Raw genomic sequence first — 20,115 nt, 5'->3', positions numbered from 1 at the left:
CAACTGCCATACCAGTTCGGCGACTTGGGCGATCCCGGTGGCCCCCAGCGGATGCCCCTTGGAGATCAGCCCGCCGGACGGGTTGACCACCCACCGCCCGCCGTAGGTCGTCCCCCCGGACTCGACGAGCTTCCCGGACTCCCCGGGCTCGCACATGCCGAGCGCCTCGTACGTCAGCAGCTCGTTGATCGAGAAGCAGTCGTGGAGTTCTACGACGTCCACGTCCTCGATGCCGAGTCCGGACAGTTCGTAGACCTGGCGGGCGGCGGCCCGGGACATCGGCTGTCCGACGACGTCGACGCAGGAGCCGGAGGCGAAGGAGTCCTCGGTGTCGGTGGTCATCGCCTGGGCGACGATCTCGACGAGCGAGCCCGCACCCAACTGCCGCTCCTCCGCGAAGCGTTCGGAGACCACGACCGCCGCCGCGGCTCCGTCCGAGGTCGGTGAGCACTGGAGTTTCGTCAGCGGGTGGTGGACGACCCGCGCCGCGAGGATGTCGTCGACGTCGTACACGTCCTGGAACTGGGCGTACGGGTTGTGGGCCGAGTGCCGGTGGTTCTTGGCGGCGACGGCGGCGAGCTGCGCCTCGGTCGTGCCGTACTTCTCCATGTGCTCGCGGGCCGCGTCGCCGAAGATCTGGGCGGTGGGCGGGGTCATCTCGAAGCCGTGCCGGGCGGCCATGATGCCGTAGTGCCGGGCGACGGGGGAGGTGGCGAAGTCGCCACCATCGGTACCACCCCCGAGAGCCCCCCTCTTCATCTTCTCGAAGCCCACCGCCAGCACGCAGTCGGCGGCGCCACCCTCGACGAGTTGCCGGGCGAGCATCAGCGCGGTCGAACCCGTGGCGCAGTTGTTGTTGACGTTGTAGACGGGGATGCCGGTGAGACCGAGTTCATAGGCGGCGCGCTGGCCGGCGGTCGAGGGCTGGAAGCAGTAGCCGATCGGAACCTGTTCTACATCGCCGTAGGAGATCCCGGCGTCCGCGAGGGCGGCACTGCCCGCCTCCCTCACCATGTCCCAGTACTGCCACTCCCGGCTCTCGGGCTTCTCGAACTTCGTCATCCCGACGCCGGCGACATAGGCCTTCATGGCGGGCGAGATTAGAACACGTTCCAGTAAATGACCAGAGCTGACAGAGGGTCAGATATTCATGGGACGGTCAAGGATTCGTTAGTACGCCGAAGCATCGGAATAGTTGCCCATGCATACGAGGTTTACCGTGCACTTATCCCGCACGGTTCCACTGTCCCGCACGGTTCCACCCGTCCCGCTGCTCCACTCCTCTGGCCTGGAGGCCTCACTTCATGACGCACACGTCGACCGACCAGCCCGCACGGAGGCCGTCCGGCGCCGTCGTGCCGGTGCTCGCCTTCGCGGGCATCGTTGTCGCGGTGATGCAGACCCTGCTCGTCCCGGTCATCAAGGACCTGCCGCAGCTGCTGAGCACCGAGCCCAGCAACGCCACCTGGGTCCTGACCTCGACACTCCTCTCCGGAGCCGTCGCCACACCGATTATGGGCCGCCTCGGCGACCTCTACGGCAAGCGCCGGATGCTGATCGTCAGCCTGGCCGTGATGGTCGTAGGAGCACTGGTCAGCGCCCTCACCAGCGACCTGCTCACGATGATCGCGGGCCGTGCGCTCCAGGGCTTCGCGATGGGCGCGATACCGCTGGGCATCGGCCTGATGCGCGACATGCTGCCCCGCGAGAAGCTCGGCTCGGCCATGGCCCTGATGAGTTCCTCGATCGGCGTCGGTGGCGGCCTCGCGCTGCCCGCCGCGGCCCTGGTCGCCCAGCACGCCGACTGGCACGCCCTCTTCTACGGCGCCGCCGGCCTCGGTGTCCTCGCGATCGTGCTCACCCTCCTCGTCGTACCGGAGTCCCCGATGCGCGCCGAGGGCACCTTCGACGTGCTCGGCGCGATCGGCCTCTCCGCCGGACTCGTCCTCTTCCTGCTCCCCATCACCAAGGGCAGCGACTGGGGCTGGACCTCCGGCACCACGCTCGGCCTGTTCGCGGCCGCGGCCGTCGTCCTGGTCCTGTGGGGCGTGATGGAGCTGCGCCTGAAGGCCCCGCTGGTCGACCTGCGCACCACGGCCCGCCCGGCGGTCCTCTTCACCAACCTCGCCTCGATCATGGTCGGCGTCTCCTTCTACGTCGTCTCCCTCGTCCTGCCCCAGCTCCTCCAGCTCCCCAAGTCCACCGGCTACGGCCTCGGCCAGTCGATGGTCACCGCCGGTCTGCTGGTCGCGCCGCTGGGCCTGACGATGATGTTCACCGCCCCCGTCTACGCCCGTCTCTCCGCGAAGTACGGCCCGAAGGTCACCCTGATCATCGGCATGGTGATCATCGGCATCGGCTACGGCGCGGGCATCGGCCTCATGAGCGCGGCCTGGCAGAGCCTGGTCATCGCGGTCGTGCTGGGCGCGGGGATCGGTCTCGCGTACTCGTCGCTGCCCGCGTTGATCGTGGGTGCGGTGCCGGCGTCCGAGACCGGTGCGGCGAACGGGCTCAACACCCTGATGCGGTCCATCGGTACGTCCGTCTCCAGCGCGGTGATCGGCATGGTGCTGGCGAACACCGCGAACCATGTGGGCGGGGTCGCCGTCCCGACGATGCACGGGTTCCGGGTGTCGTTCCTGATCGCTACCGGTGCGGTGGCCGTCGGGCTGTTGATGGCGTTGTTCCTTCCCAAGCCGAACCGTGCGCCGCAGTTGAACTTCAGCAGCGAGGAGGAGGCCAACCTCGAGCGCGCGGAGGAGGTTCTCCGGGGGTTCCGGGGGCGGGTGCTCGGGGCGGACGGTTCGCCTGTCGCTCGGGCCAAGGTCACGTTGATCGACCGTCGGGGGCGGCAGGCCGGAGCGACGCTCTCCGAGGAGGACGGTAGTTACGTGCTCGCGGTGCCGTCCCAGGGGGCGTATGTGCTGGCCGCACGGGCCAGTGGGCATGGGCCGCTTGCCTCTTCCGCGTCGCACGCGGGGGACGAGGTTGCGGTTGACCTGGATCTTTTGTTGCCCGGGGAGACCGTTAGCGCGTAGTCGGGTTCGTTGGTTTCTGCGGGTGTGTGGGGGCTGGCCGCGCAGTTCCCCGCGCCCCTCAAACGCGTACCCTGGCGGCGCTCACAAGTCGCCAGTACCGAAGGAAGCGTCATGCCCCTGGCACCCAAGCCCTCCATCCTCGCCGCGTTCGAGGAAGCCAAGGGATTCATGCCGGTCGACGAAGGGCTCGCCCTCTACTCCGCCGCCGTGGAAGCCGGTGGGCTCGGGCTGGCGTTGCTCGAAGTGGGGACGTACTGCGGGCGGTCGACCGTCCTGCTCGCCGATGCCGCCCGCGAGACCGGCGTGACCGCGCTCACCCTCGATCATCATCGCGGCAGCGAGGAGCAGCAGCCGGGGTGGGAGTACCACGACCCGGAGACCGTCGACCCGGAACTCGGGTTGATGGACACGTTGCCCACGTTCCGCAGGACGCTCCACCGGGCCGGTCTGGAGGAGCACGTGGTGGCCCTCGTCGGGCGGTCGCCGCAGGTCGCCCGGATCTGGGGGACGCCGCTCGGGCTCGTCTTCGTCGACGGCGGTCACACCGACGAGCACGCGAACGGTGACTACGAGGGGTGGGCGCCCCATGTCGCCGAGGGCGGGCTGCTCGTCATCCATGACGTGTTCCCGGTCGTCGAGGACGAGTTCACCGGCCAGGCGCCCTACCGCGTGTATCTACGGGCCCTGGAGTCGGGCGCGTTCACGGAGGTCTCGGCGACCGGCTCCCTGCGTGTCCTACGGCGCACCGGTACCGGCATCTGACCTCAACTCGGCAGCCCGGCCAGCCACTTGACCAGGTGCTCGTTGACCTCCGCGGGACGCTCCTGCTGGATCCAGTGCCCGCAGCCCTCCAGGATGTGCGAGCCGCGCAGTCCGGGGAGGGTCACGGGGTAGGCGGCGATCGCGTCGGACAGCCAGGTGGTGGAGGCGTCCAGGGAACCGCCCAGGAACAGGGACGGCTGGGTGATCGGGGCGCCGTCGTGGTCGGCGAGGTCCTCCCAGTCGCGGTCCATGTTCCGGTAGCGGTTCAGGGCGCCGGTCAGGCCCGTGCGCTCGAACTCCCCGGCGTAGACGTCGAGTTCGGCCTCGTTCAGCCAGGTGGGAAGTGCGGTCGCCGACGGGAACCGTTCCCGCAGCGTCCCGCCCTCGCGGCTCACGAAGTGCGGGTCGGGCGTGCCGGGGGCGGGCATGGTGTCGGCGGAGAACGCGGCGTAGAAACCGGCCAGCCAGCCGCGTACATCGGGTTCGATCTCGGCCTCGGCGCGGCCGGGTCGCTGGAAGTAGGAGACGTAGAACTCCTCGGCCCCGCCCATCCCGGCGAAGATCTCGCCGGGGCGCGGGCCGCCGCGCGGGGTGTAGGGGACGCTCAGCAGTCCTACGGCGCGGAAGACGTCCGGCCGCAGGAGGGCGGAGTGGGCGGCGATGCCCGCGCCCCAGTCGTGCCCGACGATCACCGCCGACCGCTCACCGAGCGCGTGCACCACGGCCACGGCGTCCTCGACGAGGTCGAGCATCCGGTACGCCGACACGTCCGCGGGCCTCGACGAGCGGCCGTAGCCGCGTACGTCGACGGCGACCGCGCGGTGGCCCGCCGCGGCCAGCACGGGGAGCTGGTGGCGCCACGAGTACCAGGACTCCGGGAAGCCGTGCACCAGCAGGACGAGCGGGCCGGTGCCCTGTTCGACCAGGTGGATACGGCCGGCGGGGGCCGGGACGAGCCGGTGGGTGACGTTGTTGACCATGGTGACGAGTCCTCCGTTGCGGGGGCCGGTCCGACGATCCTGCGCCCGATCCCGGCGCGCCCACGACTCTTGTTGCCGCTTCGGCAAACCGGCCGCGGGTGGCGGTTAGGGTGACTCCCGTGTCGTACGTAGGTCCGGACCTCGATTCCCCGCAGCCCCGCCGTCCCCGTCGTGGGCCCCTGACCGTGGCACTGGCCGCGCTGGTCCCGGGGGCACTGATCGGATGGTTCGTCTATGAGGCGGTGGCCGGTCCGGGGGGTGGCAGCGCGGCGGCCCACTCCTCTTCCGCTTCCACGGCGTCCGGCGCGCCCGCGTCCCCGTCGGGCACCGCGTCGAACGACGACAAGCCGCCGAACCCCAGCTCCCTCAAGGGCAAGGTCGTCGTCATCGACCCGGGGCACAACATCACCAACTTCCAGCACGGCACCGAGATCAACCGCAAGGTGGACATCGGCACGAACTGGAAGGAGTGCGACACGACGGGGACGTCGACCAACGCGGGTTACTCGGAAGCCCAGTTCACGATGGACGTGTCCCACCGGCTGCGCACCCTGCTCGAACAGCAGGGCGTCACGGTGAAGTTGACGCACGACGGCGCCTCCCCCGCCTGGGGACCCTGCGTCGACCAGCGCGCGAAGATCGGCAACGACGCGCACGCGGACGCGGCGATCTCCATCCACGCGGACGGTGCCCCGGTCGGTGACCGCGGCTTCCATGTGATCCTGCCCGCCTCGGTGCACGCGGGCTCCGCCGACACCCGTGCGATCGTCGGCCCCTCCGCTCTCCTCGGCCGCAGCATCAAAACCAACTACCAACGGACGACGGGCGAACAGCTCTCCAACTACGTCGGCGACGGCACCGGTCTCGTCACGCGTAAGGACCTGGGCGGTCTCAATCTGTCAACGGTTCCCAAGGTGTTCATCGAGTGCGGCAACATGCGCGATAGCAATGACGCGGCACTGCTGACGAACAGCGCCTGGCGACAGAAGGCGGCGCAGGGGATCTCTGAGGGAATCGTGAGTTTCCTGCGCGGGTAGCGATCAGCGGGCTGATCCGGGCGGACACCCAGGCAAGGTGGACGATAGGGTCAACCGACGACGAGACGACCTACGAAGGACCTGAAGTGAATATCCGCTCCCTCACACGAGGCGACGGCGTGGTGATCGGAGCAGCGGTATTGCTCTTCATCGCGTCTTTCCTCAGCTTCTACACGGCCAAGGGATTCGACCTGGACGTGACCGCGTGGACCAGCCTCGGTAACGGCCTCGGCACCTACATGGGCGGCGTCATCGGTGCCGCTCTCATCGTCGTCAACCGTTGTCTGCCGCAGCCGCGCAAGGTCGTGGGCCTGGACATCGGGACAGTCGGCGTGGCGTTCACGGTTCTCACCGCGTGGGCCCTGTTCTGGACGCTGGTGGACGTCGGCGACAACGTCAGCGCCGGCGCCGGCCTCATCCTCGGCTTCATCGCCGCCCTCGTCATGGCAGGCGGCGCCATCGCGACGCCCCTCCTCCCGCCGCTCCAGGCCGCCCTGGTCCCGGCCCCCAAGCCGGCCGCCCCGCAGCCCTACGGCACGCAGCCGCCCGGTGGTTACGGCTACCCGGGTGCCGGTGCGCCGCAGCAGCCCTCGTACGGCACCCCGCCGCAGCAGGCGCAGGCCGCGCAGCCCTTCGGGCAGCCCGCGCCGGTGCCGGCCGGGGACTTCTCGCCGTTCTGGTTCGCGGTGCCGGTGGCCCGGCCGCTGTTCGCGGAGGACGGTTCGCCGGCTCCGATCGCCGAACTGGCGCCGGGTACCTGGTACTTGGCCGTGGAGCAGCGCGGTCCCGCGCTGGTCGCGCAGACCCAGGACGGCCGTCGTGGCGTCCTCCAGGACACCTCGGGGATCCAGCGCGGCTGAGCCCCTCCCCAGCGTTCACCGCGGCCCCTCACCCTTCCGGGTGGGGGGCCGTTGTCGTACAGTCGCAGCCGTCGACGGTTTGCTGACGTGCCGTCAGTTCCTTTGCTGGGGAGGCGATATGCGGCTCGGTCTCGCACTCGGGTACTGGGGGCGCGGGCCCTCCGCCGATCATGTGCCGCTGGCCCAGGAGGCCGAGCGGCTCGGGTACGACTCCGTGTGGACGGCCGAGTCATGGGGGTCCGACGCCTTCACCCCGCTGACCTGGATCGCCGCGCAGACGTCAACGATCAAGCTGGGGACGGCAGTTGCGCAGATGGCGGCCCGCTCCCCGACCACCACCGCGATGCACGCGCTGACCCTCGACCACCTCTCCGGCGGGCGCGTGCTGCTCGGACTCGGGCTGTCGGGGCCGCAGGTGGTGGAGGGGTGGTACGGACGGCCGTTCCCCAGGTCGCCGCTCACCGCGACCCGGGAGTACGTCGAGGTCGTACGGCAGGTGCTGCGGCGGGAGGCGCCGGTCGAGGTGGCCGGGCGCTTCCACGCGCATCCGTACCGGGGCGCGGACGGGACCGGCCTCGGCAAGGCACTCAAGTCCATCACCCACCCGCTCCGCCACGACCTGCCGATCCTGCTGGGCGCCGAGGGTCCGAAGAACGTGGCGCAGACGGCCCACATAGCCGACGGGTGGCTGCCGTTGTACTGGTCGCCGAGCCGCCCCGAGGTCTACGGCACGACAGTCTTTCGGGACGACTTCCTCGTCGCGCCCATGACTCAGGTGAAGGTGTGCGACGACGTGGCCGAAGGGCTGCTCCCGGTGAAGATGATGCTCGGCTTCTACATCGGCGGGATGGGGCACGCGGCCCGTAACTTCCACGCCGATCTGATGGCGCGCATGGGGTACGAGGAAGAGGCGCGGCGGATACAGGAGTTGTTCCTCGCGGGTCGCCGGGAGGAGGCCGTGCTCGCGGTGCCGGACGCCTTCGCCGACGAGATCTCGCTCGTGGGCCCGCGGGAACGGATCGCGGAGCGGCTGGAGTTGTGGCGCAAGGGCCCGGTGACGGACCTGCTGGCCCTCGCCCCCGACCCGCACACGCTGCGGGTGCTGGCCGAGCTCAACTCGTAGCCGGGGACGGTCCGTTCAGCGGAAGACGGAGACCGGGTCCAGGGTGAGTTCCCCGGTCGTGCCGTTCCAGGTGCGCACCAGCCCCAGGCAGGTGGCCGGGAACTCCCCCTCGGCGTACCGGTCGACCCTGAACTCGGGGCGGACCCAGGCCTCTTCGCAGGTGATCTTCACCTGGGCGGCCGGCTCGCCGCCGCCGTAGCGGGCGCGCAGCACGATGTCGCCGCCGGCCGCCCTGCTGACCGTGAAGAGGCCGGAGACCGAGACGTAGTCCGAGCGTACGGCGGTCAGCGGGGCGCCCGCTCTGCTCGCGGTGGTGCCCGCGTCCTCCAGGGCCCGGGTGAGCGCCGCGTTGGGGAAGAGGTGTCCGTTGATCAGGTCGGCGTCCACGACCCGGTCCCGCTCGCGCATCCTGACCATGATCAGCCGGATCGTCTTCATGGGCGTGTTCTGCTCGGCGTACGAGGAGCTGCTCTTCCTGTTCGCGTCCCGTCCGGCCGTGCCGGAGCCGCCGCCGAACCGGCCGGACAGCCCCAACCTGCTGGTGACGCTGGTCTGTTCGGAGATCTCCACGAAGTCGGACTTCGGTATGCCGAGGATGGCGGCGATGGTCTCGACCCGTGCCTCGTTGAGGTAGACGCACATGCCGGAGACCGTCCGCCCCAGGTCCTCCTGGCGCTGTCTGACCGAAGTCCGCCACCGCAGCAGCGCGTACCGGAGGACGACGGCGAAGCAGGCCGCCGTCAGGAGCCAGACGACCGTCCACGGCCACCGCAGGCTCCACCACTGACTGTCAAAGACACCCACGGATCTCCTTGAAAGCGTCGGAGAGCGAGGAACGGTCGGCGTCGACCATACGGCCGCCGGTCGCCTCGGCGGCTTTCTCCAAGGCGGCCGCGTCGGCCTCGCCGAAGTGCACGGGGAAGGTCGCCACAGCACGCGCGCCGGCGTCGAGTCGGTCGTAGTGGCGCTCGAACTGCTCGTATCCGAGGCCCGCGTTGCTCCGGCCGTCCGTCATCAGCACGATGGAGAGCGGTCGTTCGGGGTCGTCGCGCACGGCGTCGGCGGCGATGCGGTAGCCGCGGTCGAGGGCGGACCAGACGGCGGTGGAGTCGTCGAAGCCGTCGGCGGCCACCACCTTGCGCAGGGTGCGCAGATCGCCGTCGCCGCGCACGGTCACCGTGGTCTCGTCCAGCACGCGCCCGCCGAAGCGGACGACCGTGAGCCGCTCGCCCCGGTAGAAGCGGGCGAACTTGCCGGTGGAGGTCGGGTCGGCGCCGCTCAACCCGGCGAAGGCGGCGCGCAGTTGGGCGATCCGGTCCCCGCGCATCGAGGTGGAGAAGTCCAGCAGGAACACCACCTGGTCGGTGGTGGGCCGGGTCGGGTCGCCGTAGTCGGCGACGAGTCGCTCCACGGTGGAGAGCCGGTCGGGGAAGGACAGCGCGTTGCCGACGGCGGCCCGCAGGGGCTCGAGCGGCCGTACGTCCGGGGCGACCGGGCGGCGCCAGGTGCGCCGCATCAGCTCGAGCTGGACGTCGTCCCGCAGCAGCCAGGTCACCACCTTGGCGTACGCGGAGTGTTCGGCGGAGTTCAGCAGGAGCAGCGGGAAGTCGGACAGCACCATGCCGTCCTCGGGATAGACGATCGTCAGGGGTGCGCTCAGCCGGTCCGTGGCGTTCAGGGACAGCAGTTCGGACTCGTGCGCGATCAGCGCGTTGGCCTCGCCCTGGTGGTCCGCGTAGGTGTCCAGCAGGGCGCGGGAGCTGCCGGCGGTGAGGGTCTGGCCGGAGCGGAAGCCGCGCAGCCGGTCGCAGGAGACGTCGTCCTCGCGCAGCGCGCCGCCCGTTCCGGCGGCGGCGGTGGCGACGCCGACGAGGGCGGCGCGGCCGGTGTCGCTGCTGCGCGGGTCGGCCATCCCGAAGCGCACGGTGCCGTCCGCGGCGGCGTCGGCGATGTCCGCCCAGGAGAGGCGTCCGCCGGGGACGCGGGAGCGCAGGGTGGCCGCGAGCGCGGGGGTGAGGCCGACGACCACGGGTGAGCGCATGATGGGCGTCGACTCGGACCGGGCCGTGCGGCCCGAGTCCCGCAGCCGCAGCAGGAACGAGCGGTCCGAGGCGAGCCAGGCCAGGTCGTACGGCGAGGTTCCGGAGGCGGGAGGCTGTCCGGCGAGGTCGGCCGTCGCCTTGTACTCCATGTCCAGCTCGACGCCGGTGTCGTCCTTCAGCCGTCCCAACAGGGGTGCCAGATCGGCGAGTTCGGGGCTCGCGAGGACGCGCAGGGTGACGTCGGGACTGCTCGGTCCGCAGGAGGTGAGGCCGGCGAGCAGGGCCAGCGCCAGCCAGCGGGTCAGCGTGCGCGCGTACCGCGTCATGGGGCGTCCGTGTCGGGCGGCGGGCAGCTGCCCACATAGGTGATGATCTTCTCCAGGACGTCCAGGTCGGGTTCGTAGACCTTGGTCCGGTCGCGGTTCGGCGTCGGCACCTGTATGCCGTTGCCGCGCAGATACGTGTTGAGCTGCTCGCTGGTGCCGTCCTCGCCGGAGGAGCGGACGCGGAAGCCCAACTCCATGGCGCGGCGGCGCAGTTCGGCGTCGGTCTCGATCACCTGGACCAGTTTGTCGCCGTCGTCGCTGAGGGAGATCAGCTGCGGTTCGGTGAGGGCGTAGGGGGTGGGGTACAGCAGCACGCGCCCGTGGTCCTGGCGGTGGTAGCGCTTCTCGTAGTCGAGCTGGTGGGCCAGGTACTGGTGCTCGTAGATCAGGGAGATGGGCGCGATGCTCTCGCCGAGGTCGGAGAAGTAGCTGTCGGCCTGTTCGTCGGCCCACATGCCCTGGAGGTTGAGCAGCGGTTTGATCGTCCGGGCGACGCGTCCGGCGTCGGCGGCGGCCCGGGCCTGGTCGGCCCGGCCCGCGCCGGGGGTGGTGTCGCCGTTCGCGACGAAGGCGAGGATGCTCAGATAGGTGCCGGCGGAGTTGGACTCGCAGACGCTGGAGGTACGCACCAGGACCCGGCCGCTGTTGCTCCGGCCTGCGGTGCGGTCGAAGCCGATGCCGTTCCAGGTGTCCGCGCGTTCGGCTCTGCCGTCCCCGTCCTGGTCCCCGGTGGCCCGCCCCTTGACCGTGCCGTCGAGCAGGGTCATGAACTTCCTCATGTCGAGGTCGTAGTAGAGCGTGCCGCCGTCGCCCGTGACCGGCTGCGGGGTGGCCACTCCGGCGCGGACCAGGGTGTCGGCGTAGTCCCGGAACGTGCCCAGCACCAGCGGGGTGACGAAGGGGCGGACCGAACGCACCGAGTGGGGCTGCCGGTTGAGGATCTGCTTGGCCGCGGGCTGTCCGGACGGGAAGACCACGTCCATGCCCGTGAGGGACTGGGTGGCGATGCCCCGGGAGCCGAGCCGGCGGATGTCGACCCGGATGTTGTGCTCCAGCAGCAGCCGCCGCACTTCGGGGTCTTTGAAGTAGTCGGACTTGGAGGCCATGCGGGCCTCGATGGTGATGACGCGGTCGAACGGGCGCAGCGCGTTGCCCGAGACGAGCAGCGAGACCAGCCCGGCGAGGGCGAGCGGGAGGGCGACGACGACCTGTCGCGGTAATCGCCGGCGGCGGCTGCGGTGCCGGGTGGCGAGCCTCGGTTCCTCGATGGTGAGCGGCGCCTCGGACACGGCGCGCGGTCTCTCTGCGTCGGACACCGGCGTCTCCCCCGTACGGTGGGGAAGAATCGTCGGTGTCCGCGCTTACGTCCGAACGTCCTCAGGGAGACGGTGAGTTGAAGGACAGGTGACCGGTCGGGGTGTCACCCGCCGGCGAGCTGCCCGGCCGACGGCACCTTGTCGGTCACCTCGGCGCCGGCGCTCTTCCCGGCGTCCTTGACCTTGTTGATGATGTCGTCGAAGGAACTCGCCGTCGCGTCCGTCGAGTCGCCCTTGCGCAGCTTGGACGGCAGGTCCTTCAGGGAGTCGATGCCGGCGCTGAGCGGGGCGACCGCCTTGGCGAGCGTGGGGTCGCCCTTGGCGTTCTTGGTGGCCGCCTTGAGCCGGTTGTAGGCGAACGCGCCCGCGAGGCCCGCCTTGACGAGGGCGAACCTGCGTCCGCTCGCGCCCTTCTTGAACTTGCCCGCCTTCCAGGGCTTCACGATCCACTGGTAGGTCGCACCGGCGGCGAGGCCCGCGTTCGCGACGAAGCGGGTCTTGGCGAACTTCTGCCGTTCGGCGGAGGTGCTGGGGCTCGGGGTGGCGGCGGCGGCCGCGGCCACCACGGCCGCGGTGTCCTGCGTGGCGTCATCGGTGGCGCTGCCGCAGGCCGTGGCACCGGCGAGCAGGGCGCAGCACAGGGTGAGCGCCACGAAGAGGCGCCGTATCGGTACGGGCACGGGGTCCTCCGGGGTGTTCTCCCCGAGTGGGTGTCCTTACCCCGGCAGCCTCGCCCGGCTCGGCCGCTCGCGCCACCCGGGCACCGCCGTTCGGGTTGCGTCCGGGCCGTTCGGGTTTGAGGCGGCCGGGTTTCATACGGCCGGAAGCGGCAATCCGGTTCGCATGTCCCCCTACTATCGACGCGGTTCGAATTCCGTCGGCAATGTCATCGTGATCATCGCCGACATCATGGCCCTCATCCTGGGCCTCTGGATTCTGATGTACCTCCTGGACGCCAACCGCGCGAACGACCTCGTGCAGTTCGTCCACCACTCGGCCAACTGGCTCGCCGGCTGGTCCCGCGACCTGTTCACCTTCGACGAGGCATGGGCGAGGGTTGTCTGCGGTTACGGCCTCGCCGCGGTGGTGTACCTGTTCATCGGGCACGCGATAGCCAACCGGGTCAACCGCTGAGCCATGGGCCGGATGTCGGCCGCGGGTCCGTTGTGGCTGGTCGCCAACGGGCCCGCGCCTAACAGCAGTCCGGATCCAGGCCCAGGGGCAGGTGTTCCGCGCTGAACACCGCGCAGGTCGCGTCATGTCCCCCGAGCGCCGCCACCGCGAGCAGCAACGACCCCGCCGTCCATGTGGTCAACTCCCGTGGCCAGACCGCGTCGTCGTCGAAGACGTACCCCGTCCAGTACAGCCCGCTCTCCGTATCGCGCAGGTGCTGGATGGACTGGAGAATCTCCAGCGCGCGGTCGGACTCCCCCAACACCCACAGCGCCAGGGCGAGTTCGGCGGACTCGCCGCCGGTCACCCACGGGTTGGGGACGACGCACCGCACCCCGAGCCCGGGCACGACGAAGCGGCTCCAGCCGTCCTCCACCCGGGACTTGGCCTCCGTACCGGTCAACGCACCGCCCAGGACCGGGTAGTACCAGTCCATCGAGTAGCGGTCCTTGTCCAGGAAGCGTTCCGGATGGCGGCGGATCGCGTGCCGTAGCGCGCCGACCGCCAACTCCCAGTCCGGCTGCGGCTCTTCACGCTGTTCGGCGATCGCCAGCGCGCAGCGCAACGCCTGGTGGATGGAGGAGGAACCGGTGAGGAGCGCGTCCGTCGTGTCCGTGCCGTCGTCCTCGCGCTTCCACCCGATCTGCCCGCCCGGCTGCTGAAGTCTGAGCACGAACTCGACCGCCGCGAACACCGTGGGCCACAGCCGGTCCAGGAACGTGTCGTCGCCGGTCGCGAGGTAGTGGTGCCACACGCCCACGGCTATGTAGGCGACGAAGTTGGTCTCGCGCCCCCGGTCCGTCACCGCGTGCGGGTCGCCGTCGGCGTAGGCCGCGTACCAGGACCCGTCCTCGTTCTGGTGCCGGGCGAGCCAGGTGTACGCCCGGTCGGCGGCCTCGTGCTCGCCCGCCGCGTCGAGGGCCATCGCGGCCTCGGTGTGGTCCCACGGGTCGAGGTGGTGGCCCCGGAACCAGGGGATCGCGCCGTCCTCCCGCTGCACGGCGAGGATGCCGGCGACGGTCGCGGCGGCCTCCTCCGCGGTGAGGACCCCGGGCAGGACGAGGTGTTCTGTCCGGGGAGTGGTCACTTGGCTTCCGCCAGCGGCAGGTGCGGCTTGGTCGCGTAGGCCACGAAGCTCTTGCCGATCAGCGGGTTCAGCGCCTGTTCGGCGACCCGGGTGGCGAGCGGTTTCTTCATGATGTCCCAGACCAGGAGCTTGTGGTACGCCTGCACGGGCAGCGCCTTGTCGTTGTCCACGCCGAACGCGCACTTCAGCCACCAGTACGGCGAGTGCAGCCCGTGCGCGTGATGGGTGCCGTACGGCTCCAGGCCCGCCTCGCGGATCTTCGCGAGGAGTTCGTCCGCCTTGTAGATGCGGATGTGGCCGCCCTCGACCTCGTGGTAGGCGTCGGACAGGGCCCAGCAGATCTTCTCGGGGCCGTAGCGCGGGACGGTGATGGCGATACGGCCGCCGGGCTTCAGGACCCGGACCATCTCGGCGAGGACCCCCTTGTCGTCCGGGATGTGTTCCATCACCTCGGAGATGATGACGACGTCGAACGACTCGTCGGGGAAGGGGAGTTGGAGCGCGTCGCCCTCCATCGCGGTGGCGGTGGCGCCGGCCGGGGCCTCGCCGGCCTCCTTCATCGCCGCGAACCACTTGGCGACCTCGCGGATCTCCTCGGCGTTCTGGTCGAGGGCGACGACCTGTGCCCCTCGCCGGTAGCACTCGAACGCGTGCCGCCCGGCACCGCACCCGAGGTCCAGGACACGGTCGCCAGGGGCGAGCGGGAACCGGGAGAAGTCGACGGTCAGCACGAGGCCCTGCTTTCGGGATAGACACCGGTGTCACTTGTCGAGGTCGTGGACTGGACCCCCGCAGGGGCCGCGGAGCAGTCGGGAAGCGGGGCTGCGGAGCCGCTCATGGCCTCGCGGTAGCGCAGGACCGTGCCCTCTGCCGCCCGGGACCAGGTGAACCGCGCCAGTACCCGCTCACGCCCGGCCCGGCCGAGTCGCTCTCGCAACTCGGGGTCGCGCAGGAGTCGGCTCAGGCCGGAGGCCAGTGCGCCCGGGTCGCCCGGCGGTACCGCCAGGCAGGTCTCGCCGTCGCGCCCGGCGACCTCCGGGATCGCCCCGCCCGTCGTCGCGACGAGCGGCGTGCCGGTGGCCATCGCCTCCGCCGCCGGGAGCGAGAAGCCCTCGTACAGCGAGGGCACGCAGGCGACCTCCGCCGAGCGGACCAGGTCGACGAGTTCGGCGTCCGAGATGCCCTTGACGAAGTCGACGGCGCGTTCGAGGCCGTAGCGCTCGACGGCCTGGGCGACCGGGCCCTCGGTGGGGCGTTTTCCTACGACGATCAGGTGGGCGTCGGGGTGTTCGGTGCGGACCTTGGCGAGGGCCTCGACGAGGTGGACGAGGCCCTTGAGGGGGACGTCCGCGCTGGACGTGGTGACGATCCGGCCCGGCACCTGGGGTACCGCCGGGTCCGGGGAGAACAGGTCGGTGTCGGCGCCGATGTGGACGACGTGGATGCGGTCGTCGCGGACGCCGAGGTGGTCGATGATCTCCTGGCGCGAGGTGCCGGAGACGGTGAGCACGGAGGGGAGCCGGCGGGCGACCCGCTTCTGCATCCGGGTGAACGCGTACCAGCGGCGCTTCGACATGCGCTGGCGCCGGTTCTCTGCCGCGTCCAGTTCCAACTGCCGGTCCACGGTGATGGGGTGATGGATCGTCGTCACCAGCGGGGCACCGACGTCGCCCAACAGACCGTAGCCGAGCGTCTGGTTGTCGTGCACGATGTCGAACTCGCCGCGCCGGGCGCGGAGATGACGGCGGGCGCGGAGCGAGAACGTGAGGGGCTCGGGGAAGCCGCCGGTCCACATCGTCGCGACCTCGAGGGCGTCGATCCAGTCCCGGTACTCGTCGCGCTTCGGGGTGCGGAAGGGGTCCGGGGAGCGGTAGAGGTCGAGCGAGGGCAGCTCGGTCAGGGAGATGCCGTCGTAGCCCTCGTCGAGGACGGGGTAGGGCTGCGAGCCGATGACCTCGACGCGGTGGCCGAGCCGGGCCAACTCGCGGGAGAGATGGCGGACGTAGACACCCTGGCCCCCGCAGAACGGGTTCCCCTTATAGGTGAGGAGTGCGATACGGAGCGGTCGCTCGCCGTCGACGGCCGGGTCCTCCTGGGGACCCGCCTGACTGGCCTCAGCGGTCACTCTGAGCCCCCTTCTGCCTGCACTGTCCCGCGAGATTACGCCGGGACGCTAATCTAGAACAAGTTTCAGACTTGATCGTCCAGGAGGTTCTGAATCTACCGGCCGGTACGGGCGCTGTGAGAAGTGGATCAGGTGATTCACACCACGGCCGACGCCCTGCCATGATCGGTCCGATCACCCGCCTTCACCGACAGTCACGGGAACAGTCACGGAACGGGAGCCATGCCAGTGGAAGCCAAGCCCGAAGCCACTGCGCGGACCTCGCCGCCCCTCACCGAGCGGCAGGAGGCCCGGCGGCGCCGCATCCTGCACGCGAGCGCGCAGTTGGCGAGCCGGGGCGGTTTCGACGCGGTGCAGATGCGGGAGGTCGCGGAGTCCTCGCAGGTCGCGCTCGGCACGCTGTACCGGTACTTCCCGTCCAAGGTGCATCTGCTGGTCGCCACGATGCAGGACCAGTTGGAGCACATGCACGGCACGCTGCGGAAGAAGCCGCCGGGCGGCGAGAGCGCGGCGGAGCGGGTCGCGGAGACCCTGATGCGGGCCTTCCGCGCGCTCCAGCGCGAGCCGCATCTGGCGGACGCGATGGTCCGGGCGCTGACCTTCGCGGACCGCAGCGTCTCCCCCGAGGTCGACCAGGTCTCCCGGCAGACCACGGTGATCATCCTGGACGCGATGGGGCTGGACAACCCGACGCCCGAGCAGCTCTCCGCGGTCCGGGTCATCGAGCACACCTGGCACTCGGCCCTGATCACCTGGCTGTCGGGCCGCGCGTCCATCGCCCAGGTGAAGATCGACATCGAGACGGTGTGCCGCCTGATCGACCAGACGGACCCGGAGAAGAAGGACTGACGAGGACTGACGCATGAAGGCCGGCCTCCTGAGAGGCCGGCCTTCATGCGGTGGTGGTGGCCAGTGCCCTGCGTCGGTCCGCCACGTAGCTCGCCACGGTCTTTCGGTCCGCCGCCGTCAACAGCCGCTTCTCGACCGCCCGTTGGACGTCCTGGACCGCTTCGGACAGTCCCGTCTCCAGCTGGCACTCCGCGTCGGCGCGGGCGGTGCGGAGTTCGTCGTTGCCGAGCGCGCGCAGGGCCCGCTCGTCCGACGCGGCCGTCCGCAGCCGCGCGTCGACGGCCTGCCGGGGGGCCTGGAGGTCCGTCGCCGGGTGCCCCGCCTTCGCCATGCAGGACGACCAACGCCGTACGGCGGCCAGGTACTTGGTGTCCTTCTCGACGGCGCCGAGCACCTTGTTCGCCAGTCCTACGGCGAGGGGCTCCACCCTGTTCCAGTCCGCGCCGTACAGCTCGGCGCGGGCCCGGGCGACGCAACCGTCGCTGGAGTAGGCCAAGTTGACGCCGTCGGGCAGCTGGAGGCTCACCCGGTGGGCCGGGGTGCCGGTCAACGCCCGTTGCCAGGAGGCCGGATGCGCTTCGCTCGCGGGGACGGGCGTGGACCGCTGGTAGAGGTACTCGCCGACGATGCCGTACCCGTCCTGGGTCGCCTTCCTGACGGTGAGCAGGCCGTAGGGGTTGGTCTCCTCGCCACGCGCGGACGCGGTGCGGGGCTGTGCCGTGTAGGTCTGGCCGCGGGCGCTCATACAGGCGGCCACGGCCCGTTCCTCGCGGTCGTGCAGGCGTACGGCGTCGGCGTGGGTGGACGCGGTGGCTCCCGACAGGGGACGGACGTCGAGCGCCTCGGGCCCGCGGGCCGGCTGCTCTCCCCCGGGGGAGCAGCCGGCCGCGGTCAGCACAAGGAGCACCGCGAGCAGTGTCCGCCGCGCCGTGGTTGTGGTCACACGCACCAGTCGTTGGAGGCGACGTTGTGCCAGTACACGGTGTTCGCCAGGGAGCCGTTGTAGTAGCCCTTGGCGAGGATGTAGCTGGACCCCGTGTAGCCGGTGCCCGAGTAGATCCGGACGTTGCAGCTGTTGCCGTTGTTGTACAGCGACTCGGCGTTGTTGAACTTGTTGTACTGGAGCAGGTTCGTGTTGTCGCCGTAGACGACACCCGGGTCGCCCGAGCCGTTGACGCCGAGGTACGCGCAGAGTCCGCCGGAGGGACAGTCGGACAGTGCCGCGCTCGCCGGTGCGGCGGTGATGAACGCGCCGGTGGTGGCCAGGGCCACGCTTCCCAGGGCGATGCCGGCCTTGGCCAGGATCCGCTTCATTCTCTGTGTTCCTCCATCACTCGGGGCGCCGCCCACGGACCCGAAGTCGTCCGTGGTGCGGGCGAGTTGCCGTGCCCAAGGTGGCGGAGGGAGGTGGTCGGGGACCTTGCGCAAACCTTGTCCCGCAGGTGGGCAGGTGATTGGGTGCGCGGTGGAGAACCTGTGAAGCGCGTGGGGTGGGACGGTGTGGACGGCGTGAGGGGATTTCGGCTGCTGGGGCCCGTGGAGTTATGGGTCGCGGGCCGGCCGGTGGATCTGGGTCCCGCGAAGCGGCGTACGGTCCTGGCGGCGCTGTTGGTGGACGCGGGGCGCTGGGTGGCGGCCGAGACGCTGATCGACCGGGTCTGGGGCGAGGATCCGCCGGCGCAGGGGCGCGGCACGCTCTACGCCCATATCGCGCGCATCCGACGGGTCCTCGGGGAGACGGGCCCGCTGCTGTCGACCGGGGGCTCCGAAATCCCGCCTGTCGCGATGGAGTTGGTGCGCGGTCCGGCGGGCTATCGGCTCGAAGTCGCGGCGGACCTCGTCGACGTACACCGCTTCCGGGAGCTGGTCGCGCGGGCCCGGCGGGCCGAAGTGCCCGACCCTGAACGGGTGTTGGCGCTGCGAGAGGCGATGGGGCTGTGGCAGGGAACGCCGTTGGCGGGGCTGCCCGGTGACTGGGCGGCACGGACGCGGGAGAGCTGGCTACGGCAGTACGTCGACGCCGTGCTCGTCTGGGCGGACACCGAACTCCGGGTCGGTGGGCACCTGGCGGTGGTCGACGCGCTGTCCGTCCTCGTCGCCGAGCACCCGCTGGTCGAGCCGCTCGCCGTGGCGCTGATCCGGGCGCTGCACGCCGCCGGGCGGGCCCCGGAGGCACTGGCCTGCTACGCCGCGCTGCACAGGCGGCTGGCCGACGAACTCGGCACCACCCCGGGCACGGAGGCCCGGCAGGCACACCAGGCGGTCCTCGGCGGGAAGGCCGCCGCGCGCCCGCCGTCCGGGGCCGGTGGTGGACGCGTGAAGGTCGTACCCGCCCAACTCCCGCTGGAGGCAGCGGGGTTCACCGGTCGGGAGGAGGAACTGGCCCGGCTGGAGAAGGTGTTGGGCGCGGGCGCGGGTACGGTGCGGCCGACCGCGGTGGTGGTCTCGGCGGTGTCCGGGACGGCGGGCGTGGGCAAGACGGCGCTGGCGGTGCACTGGGCGCACCGGGCCCGGGACCGGTTCCCCGACGGGCAGTTGTATGTGAACCTGCGCGGCTACGACCCCGAGCGGCCGCTGACCGCCCCCGACGCGCTGGTCCGGTTCCTGACCGCGCTCGGGGTGTCCGAGCGGGACATCCCGGCGGAGCCGGACGACCGGGCGGCGCGCTACCGCACGGAGGTTGCGGACCGGCGCATGCTGATCGTGCTGGACAACGCGGCCACCGTGGAGCAGGTCCGGCCGCTGCTGCCCGGCACCGGTTCCTGCGCGGTGCTGGTGACCAGCCGCGACAGCCTGGCCGGGCTGGTCGCGCGGGAGGGCGCCCAGCGTCTCGACCTCGACCCGCTGCCCGCCGACGCCGCCCGCACCCTGCTGCGCCGGCTCATCGGTCCCCGCGCGGAGGCCGAGCCGGAAGCGGTGGACACCCTCGCCGCCCAGTGCGCACGGCTGCCGCTGGCACTCCGGGTCGCCGCGGAACTGGCCGCCGCCCGCCCCGGCACCCCGCTCACCGACCTCGTCGCCGAACTGGCCGACCAGCAGCGCCGGTTGTACCTCCTGGACGCGGAGGGCGACCCCCGGGCCGCCGTCGTCACGGTCTTCTCCTGGTCCCTGCGCCAGCTGCCCACGGAAGCGGCCCGCACCTTCCGCCTGCTCGGCCTCCACCCCGGCCCGGATCTCGACGCGTCCGCCGCCGCCGCGCTGACCGGTGGCTCCACGGCGGACGCCCGCCGTGCGCTCGACGTCCTGGCCCGCGCCCATCTGGTCCAGCGCGCGGACGCGGCAGCCGCACCGACCGGCACGTCCCCGGATCTGTCCCCTCTGGAAGCTGGGGGCGGATCTAACTACCGTCTTGGGCTTTGACTGGTTAGAAGTGCCCCCAGCTTCCAGAGGGGACAGA

The 20,115-nt window shown here is 70.9% G+C and carries 19 protein-coding genes; 8 read left to right on the top strand and 11 right to left on the bottom strand.

The window, feature by feature from the left end; all coding sequences use genetic code 11:
* A partial coding sequence (locus tag JHN63_RS39735) for a beta-ketoacyl synthase N-terminal-like domain-containing protein (RefSeq protein WP_200689976.1) occupies positions 1-1,089 on the bottom strand: 1,089 nt, incomplete at its 3' end.
* A 215-nt stretch (positions 1,090-1,304) separates the two neighbouring features.
* Here JHN63_RS39735 and JHN63_RS39730 point away from each other — a divergent pair.
* Both JHN63_RS39730 and JHN63_RS39725 read left to right on the top strand, forming a co-directional pair.
* On the top strand, positions 1,305-3,038 hold the full coding sequence (locus JHN63_RS39730) for an MFS transporter (RefSeq protein ID WP_200689975.1): 1,734 nt from the start codon (positions 1,305-1,307) through the stop codon (positions 3,036-3,038).
* A gap of 111 nt (positions 3,039-3,149) precedes the next feature.
* A complete protein-coding gene (locus tag JHN63_RS39725; RefSeq protein ID WP_200689974.1) occupies positions 3,150-3,800 on the top strand; it encodes a class I SAM-dependent methyltransferase in 651 nt (216 codons plus the stop codon).
* A gap of 2 nt (positions 3,801-3,802) precedes the next feature.
* On the opposite strand, the gene JHN63_RS39720 is transcribed toward JHN63_RS39725, so the two are convergent.
* Complete coding sequence (locus JHN63_RS39720) at positions 3,803-4,780, bottom strand: alpha/beta fold hydrolase (RefSeq protein WP_200689973.1); 978 nt, start codon at positions 4,778-4,780, stop codon at positions 3,803-3,805.
* A gap of 119 nt (positions 4,781-4,899) precedes the next feature.
* Between JHN63_RS39720 and JHN63_RS39715 the strand changes: the two genes are divergently transcribed.
* The 3 genes from JHN63_RS39715 (at position 4,900) to JHN63_RS39705 (ending at position 7,800) form a co-directional block, all read left to right on the top strand.
* Positions 4,900-5,817, top strand: coding sequence for an N-acetylmuramoyl-L-alanine amidase (locus tag JHN63_RS39715; protein ID WP_200689972.1), 918 nt, complete (start codon positions 4,900-4,902; stop codon positions 5,815-5,817).
* A gap of 86 nt (positions 5,818-5,903) precedes the next feature.
* Entirely contained in the window at positions 5,904-6,677 is a 774-nt protein-coding gene (locus JHN63_RS39710; RefSeq protein ID WP_200689971.1) for a DUF5336 domain-containing protein, read from the top strand.
* 118 nt (positions 6,678-6,795) lie between these two features.
* Positions 6,796-7,800, top strand: a complete 1,005-nt coding sequence (locus JHN63_RS39705; protein WP_200689970.1) for an LLM class F420-dependent oxidoreductase — start codon at positions 6,796-6,798, stop codon at positions 7,798-7,800.
* Positions 7,801-7,815: 15 nt separating this feature from the next.
* Here the strand turns inward: JHN63_RS39705 and JHN63_RS39700 are convergent, their stop codons facing one another.
* The 4 genes from JHN63_RS39700 to JHN63_RS39685 form a co-directional block, all read right to left on the bottom strand.
* Positions 7,816-8,604, bottom strand: a complete 789-nt coding sequence (locus tag JHN63_RS39700; protein WP_200689969.1) for a hypothetical protein — start codon at positions 8,602-8,604, stop codon at positions 7,816-7,818.
* A complete protein-coding gene (locus JHN63_RS39695; protein WP_200689968.1) occupies positions 8,591-10,168 on the bottom strand; it encodes a substrate-binding domain-containing protein in 1,578 nt (525 codons plus the stop codon). Before JHN63_RS39695 ends, JHN63_RS39700 begins: the two co-directional genes overlap by 14 nt.
* On the bottom strand, positions 10,165-11,484 hold the full coding sequence (locus tag JHN63_RS39690; RefSeq protein WP_200689967.1) for a hypothetical protein: 1,320 nt from the start codon (positions 11,482-11,484) through the stop codon (positions 10,165-10,167). Before JHN63_RS39690 ends, JHN63_RS39695 begins: the two co-directional genes overlap by 4 nt.
* A 104-nt stretch (positions 11,485-11,588) precedes the next feature.
* Positions 11,589-12,164 (bottom strand): hypothetical protein, encoded by a 576-nt coding sequence (locus tag JHN63_RS39685; RefSeq protein WP_200689966.1) that lies wholly within the window; start codon positions 12,162-12,164, stop codon positions 11,589-11,591.
* 163 nt (positions 12,165-12,327) lie between these two features.
* On the opposite strand from JHN63_RS39685, the gene JHN63_RS39680 reads away from it, so the two are divergent.
* Positions 12,328-12,618 (top strand): hypothetical protein, encoded by a 291-nt coding sequence (locus tag JHN63_RS39680; protein ID WP_200689965.1) that lies wholly within the window; start codon positions 12,328-12,330, stop codon positions 12,616-12,618.
* Positions 12,619-12,676: 58 nt separating this feature from the next.
* Here JHN63_RS39680 and JHN63_RS39675 read toward each other — a convergent pair whose 3' ends face one another.
* From JHN63_RS39675 to JHN63_RS39665, 3 genes are read right to left on the bottom strand one after another with little or no spacing between them, the layout of a single operon-like run.
* Complete coding sequence (locus tag JHN63_RS39675; protein ID WP_200689964.1) at positions 12,677-13,744, bottom strand: prenyltransferase; 1,068 nt, start codon at positions 13,742-13,744, stop codon at positions 12,677-12,679.
* The gene (locus JHN63_RS39670; protein WP_200689963.1) at positions 13,741-14,475 is read right to left on the bottom strand and encodes a class I SAM-dependent methyltransferase; all 735 of its coding nucleotides are present in this window, start codon (positions 14,473-14,475) and stop codon (positions 13,741-13,743) included. Before JHN63_RS39670 ends, JHN63_RS39675 begins: the two co-directional genes overlap by 4 nt.
* Positions 14,469-15,869 (bottom strand): glycosyltransferase family 4 protein, encoded by a 1,401-nt coding sequence (locus tag JHN63_RS39665; protein ID WP_200689962.1) that lies wholly within the window; start codon positions 15,867-15,869, stop codon positions 14,469-14,471. Before JHN63_RS39665 ends, JHN63_RS39670 begins: the two co-directional genes overlap by 7 nt.
* A gap of 222 nt (positions 15,870-16,091) precedes the next feature.
* Here JHN63_RS39665 and JHN63_RS39660 point away from each other — a divergent pair, with 222 nt between their 5' ends.
* Positions 16,092-16,718: a TetR family transcriptional regulator gene (locus tag JHN63_RS39660; RefSeq protein ID WP_200689961.1), complete on the top strand. Its 627-nt coding sequence runs from the start codon at positions 16,092-16,094 to the stop codon at positions 16,716-16,718.
* Positions 16,719-16,761: 43 nt separating this feature from the next.
* Here JHN63_RS39660 and JHN63_RS39655 read toward each other — a convergent pair whose 3' ends face one another.
* The gene (locus JHN63_RS39655) at positions 16,762-17,661 is read right to left on the bottom strand and encodes a hypothetical protein (protein WP_200689960.1); all 900 of its coding nucleotides are present in this window, start codon (positions 17,659-17,661) and stop codon (positions 16,762-16,764) included.
* Entirely contained in the window at positions 17,658-18,032 is a 375-nt protein-coding gene (locus tag JHN63_RS39650) for a peptidase inhibitor family I36 protein (RefSeq protein ID WP_200689959.1), read from the bottom strand. Before JHN63_RS39650 ends, JHN63_RS39655 begins: the two co-directional genes overlap by 4 nt.
* A gap of 162 nt (positions 18,033-18,194) precedes the next feature.
* Between JHN63_RS39650 and JHN63_RS39645 the strand changes: the two genes are divergently transcribed.
* Positions 18,195-20,078 (top strand): BTAD domain-containing putative transcriptional regulator, encoded by a 1,884-nt coding sequence (locus JHN63_RS39645; RefSeq protein WP_307782092.1) that lies wholly within the window; start codon positions 18,195-18,197, stop codon positions 20,076-20,078.
* The last annotated feature ends 37 nt before the right edge of the window (positions 20,079-20,115 follow it).

Source organism: Streptomyces sp. MBT65, assembly GCF_016612545.1.
In the GTDB taxonomy this organism is placed as follows: Bacteria; Actinomycetota; Actinomycetes; order Streptomycetales; family Streptomycetaceae; genus Streptomyces.
The sequence above is the reverse complement of the archived record's forward strand: the minus strand, read 5'-3'. Positions and strand labels throughout refer to the sequence as shown.

Excerpts from the sequence above, each read along its gene's own strand:
- JHN63_RS39695 (WP_200689968.1), bottom strand. The coding sequence starts at position 10,168 with ATGACGCGGTACGCGCGCACGCTGACCCGCTGGCTGGCGCTGGCCCTG.
- JHN63_RS39705 (WP_200689970.1), top strand. The coding sequence starts at position 6,796 with ATGCGGCTCGGTCTCGCACTCGGGTACTGGGGGCGCGGGCCCTCCGCC.
- JHN63_RS39730 (WP_200689975.1), top strand. The coding sequence starts at position 1,305 with ATGACGCACACGTCGACCGACCAGCCCGCACGGAGGCCGTCCGGCGCC.
- JHN63_RS39660 (WP_200689961.1), top strand. The coding sequence starts at position 16,092 with ATGCCAGTGGAAGCCAAGCCCGAAGCCACTGCGCGGACCTCGCCGCCC.
- JHN63_RS39720 (WP_200689973.1), bottom strand. The coding sequence starts at position 4,780 with ATGGTCAACAACGTCACCCACCGGCTCGTCCCGGCCCCCGCCGGCCGT.
- JHN63_RS39650 (WP_200689959.1), bottom strand. The coding sequence starts at position 18,032 with ATGAAGCGGATCCTGGCCAAGGCCGGCATCGCCCTGGGAAGCGTGGCC.
- JHN63_RS39725 (WP_200689974.1), top strand. The coding sequence starts at position 3,150 with ATGCCCCTGGCACCCAAGCCCTCCATCCTCGCCGCGTTCGAGGAAGCC.
- JHN63_RS39680 (WP_200689965.1), top strand. The coding sequence starts at position 12,328 with ATGTCCCCCTACTATCGACGCGGTTCGAATTCCGTCGGCAATGTCATC.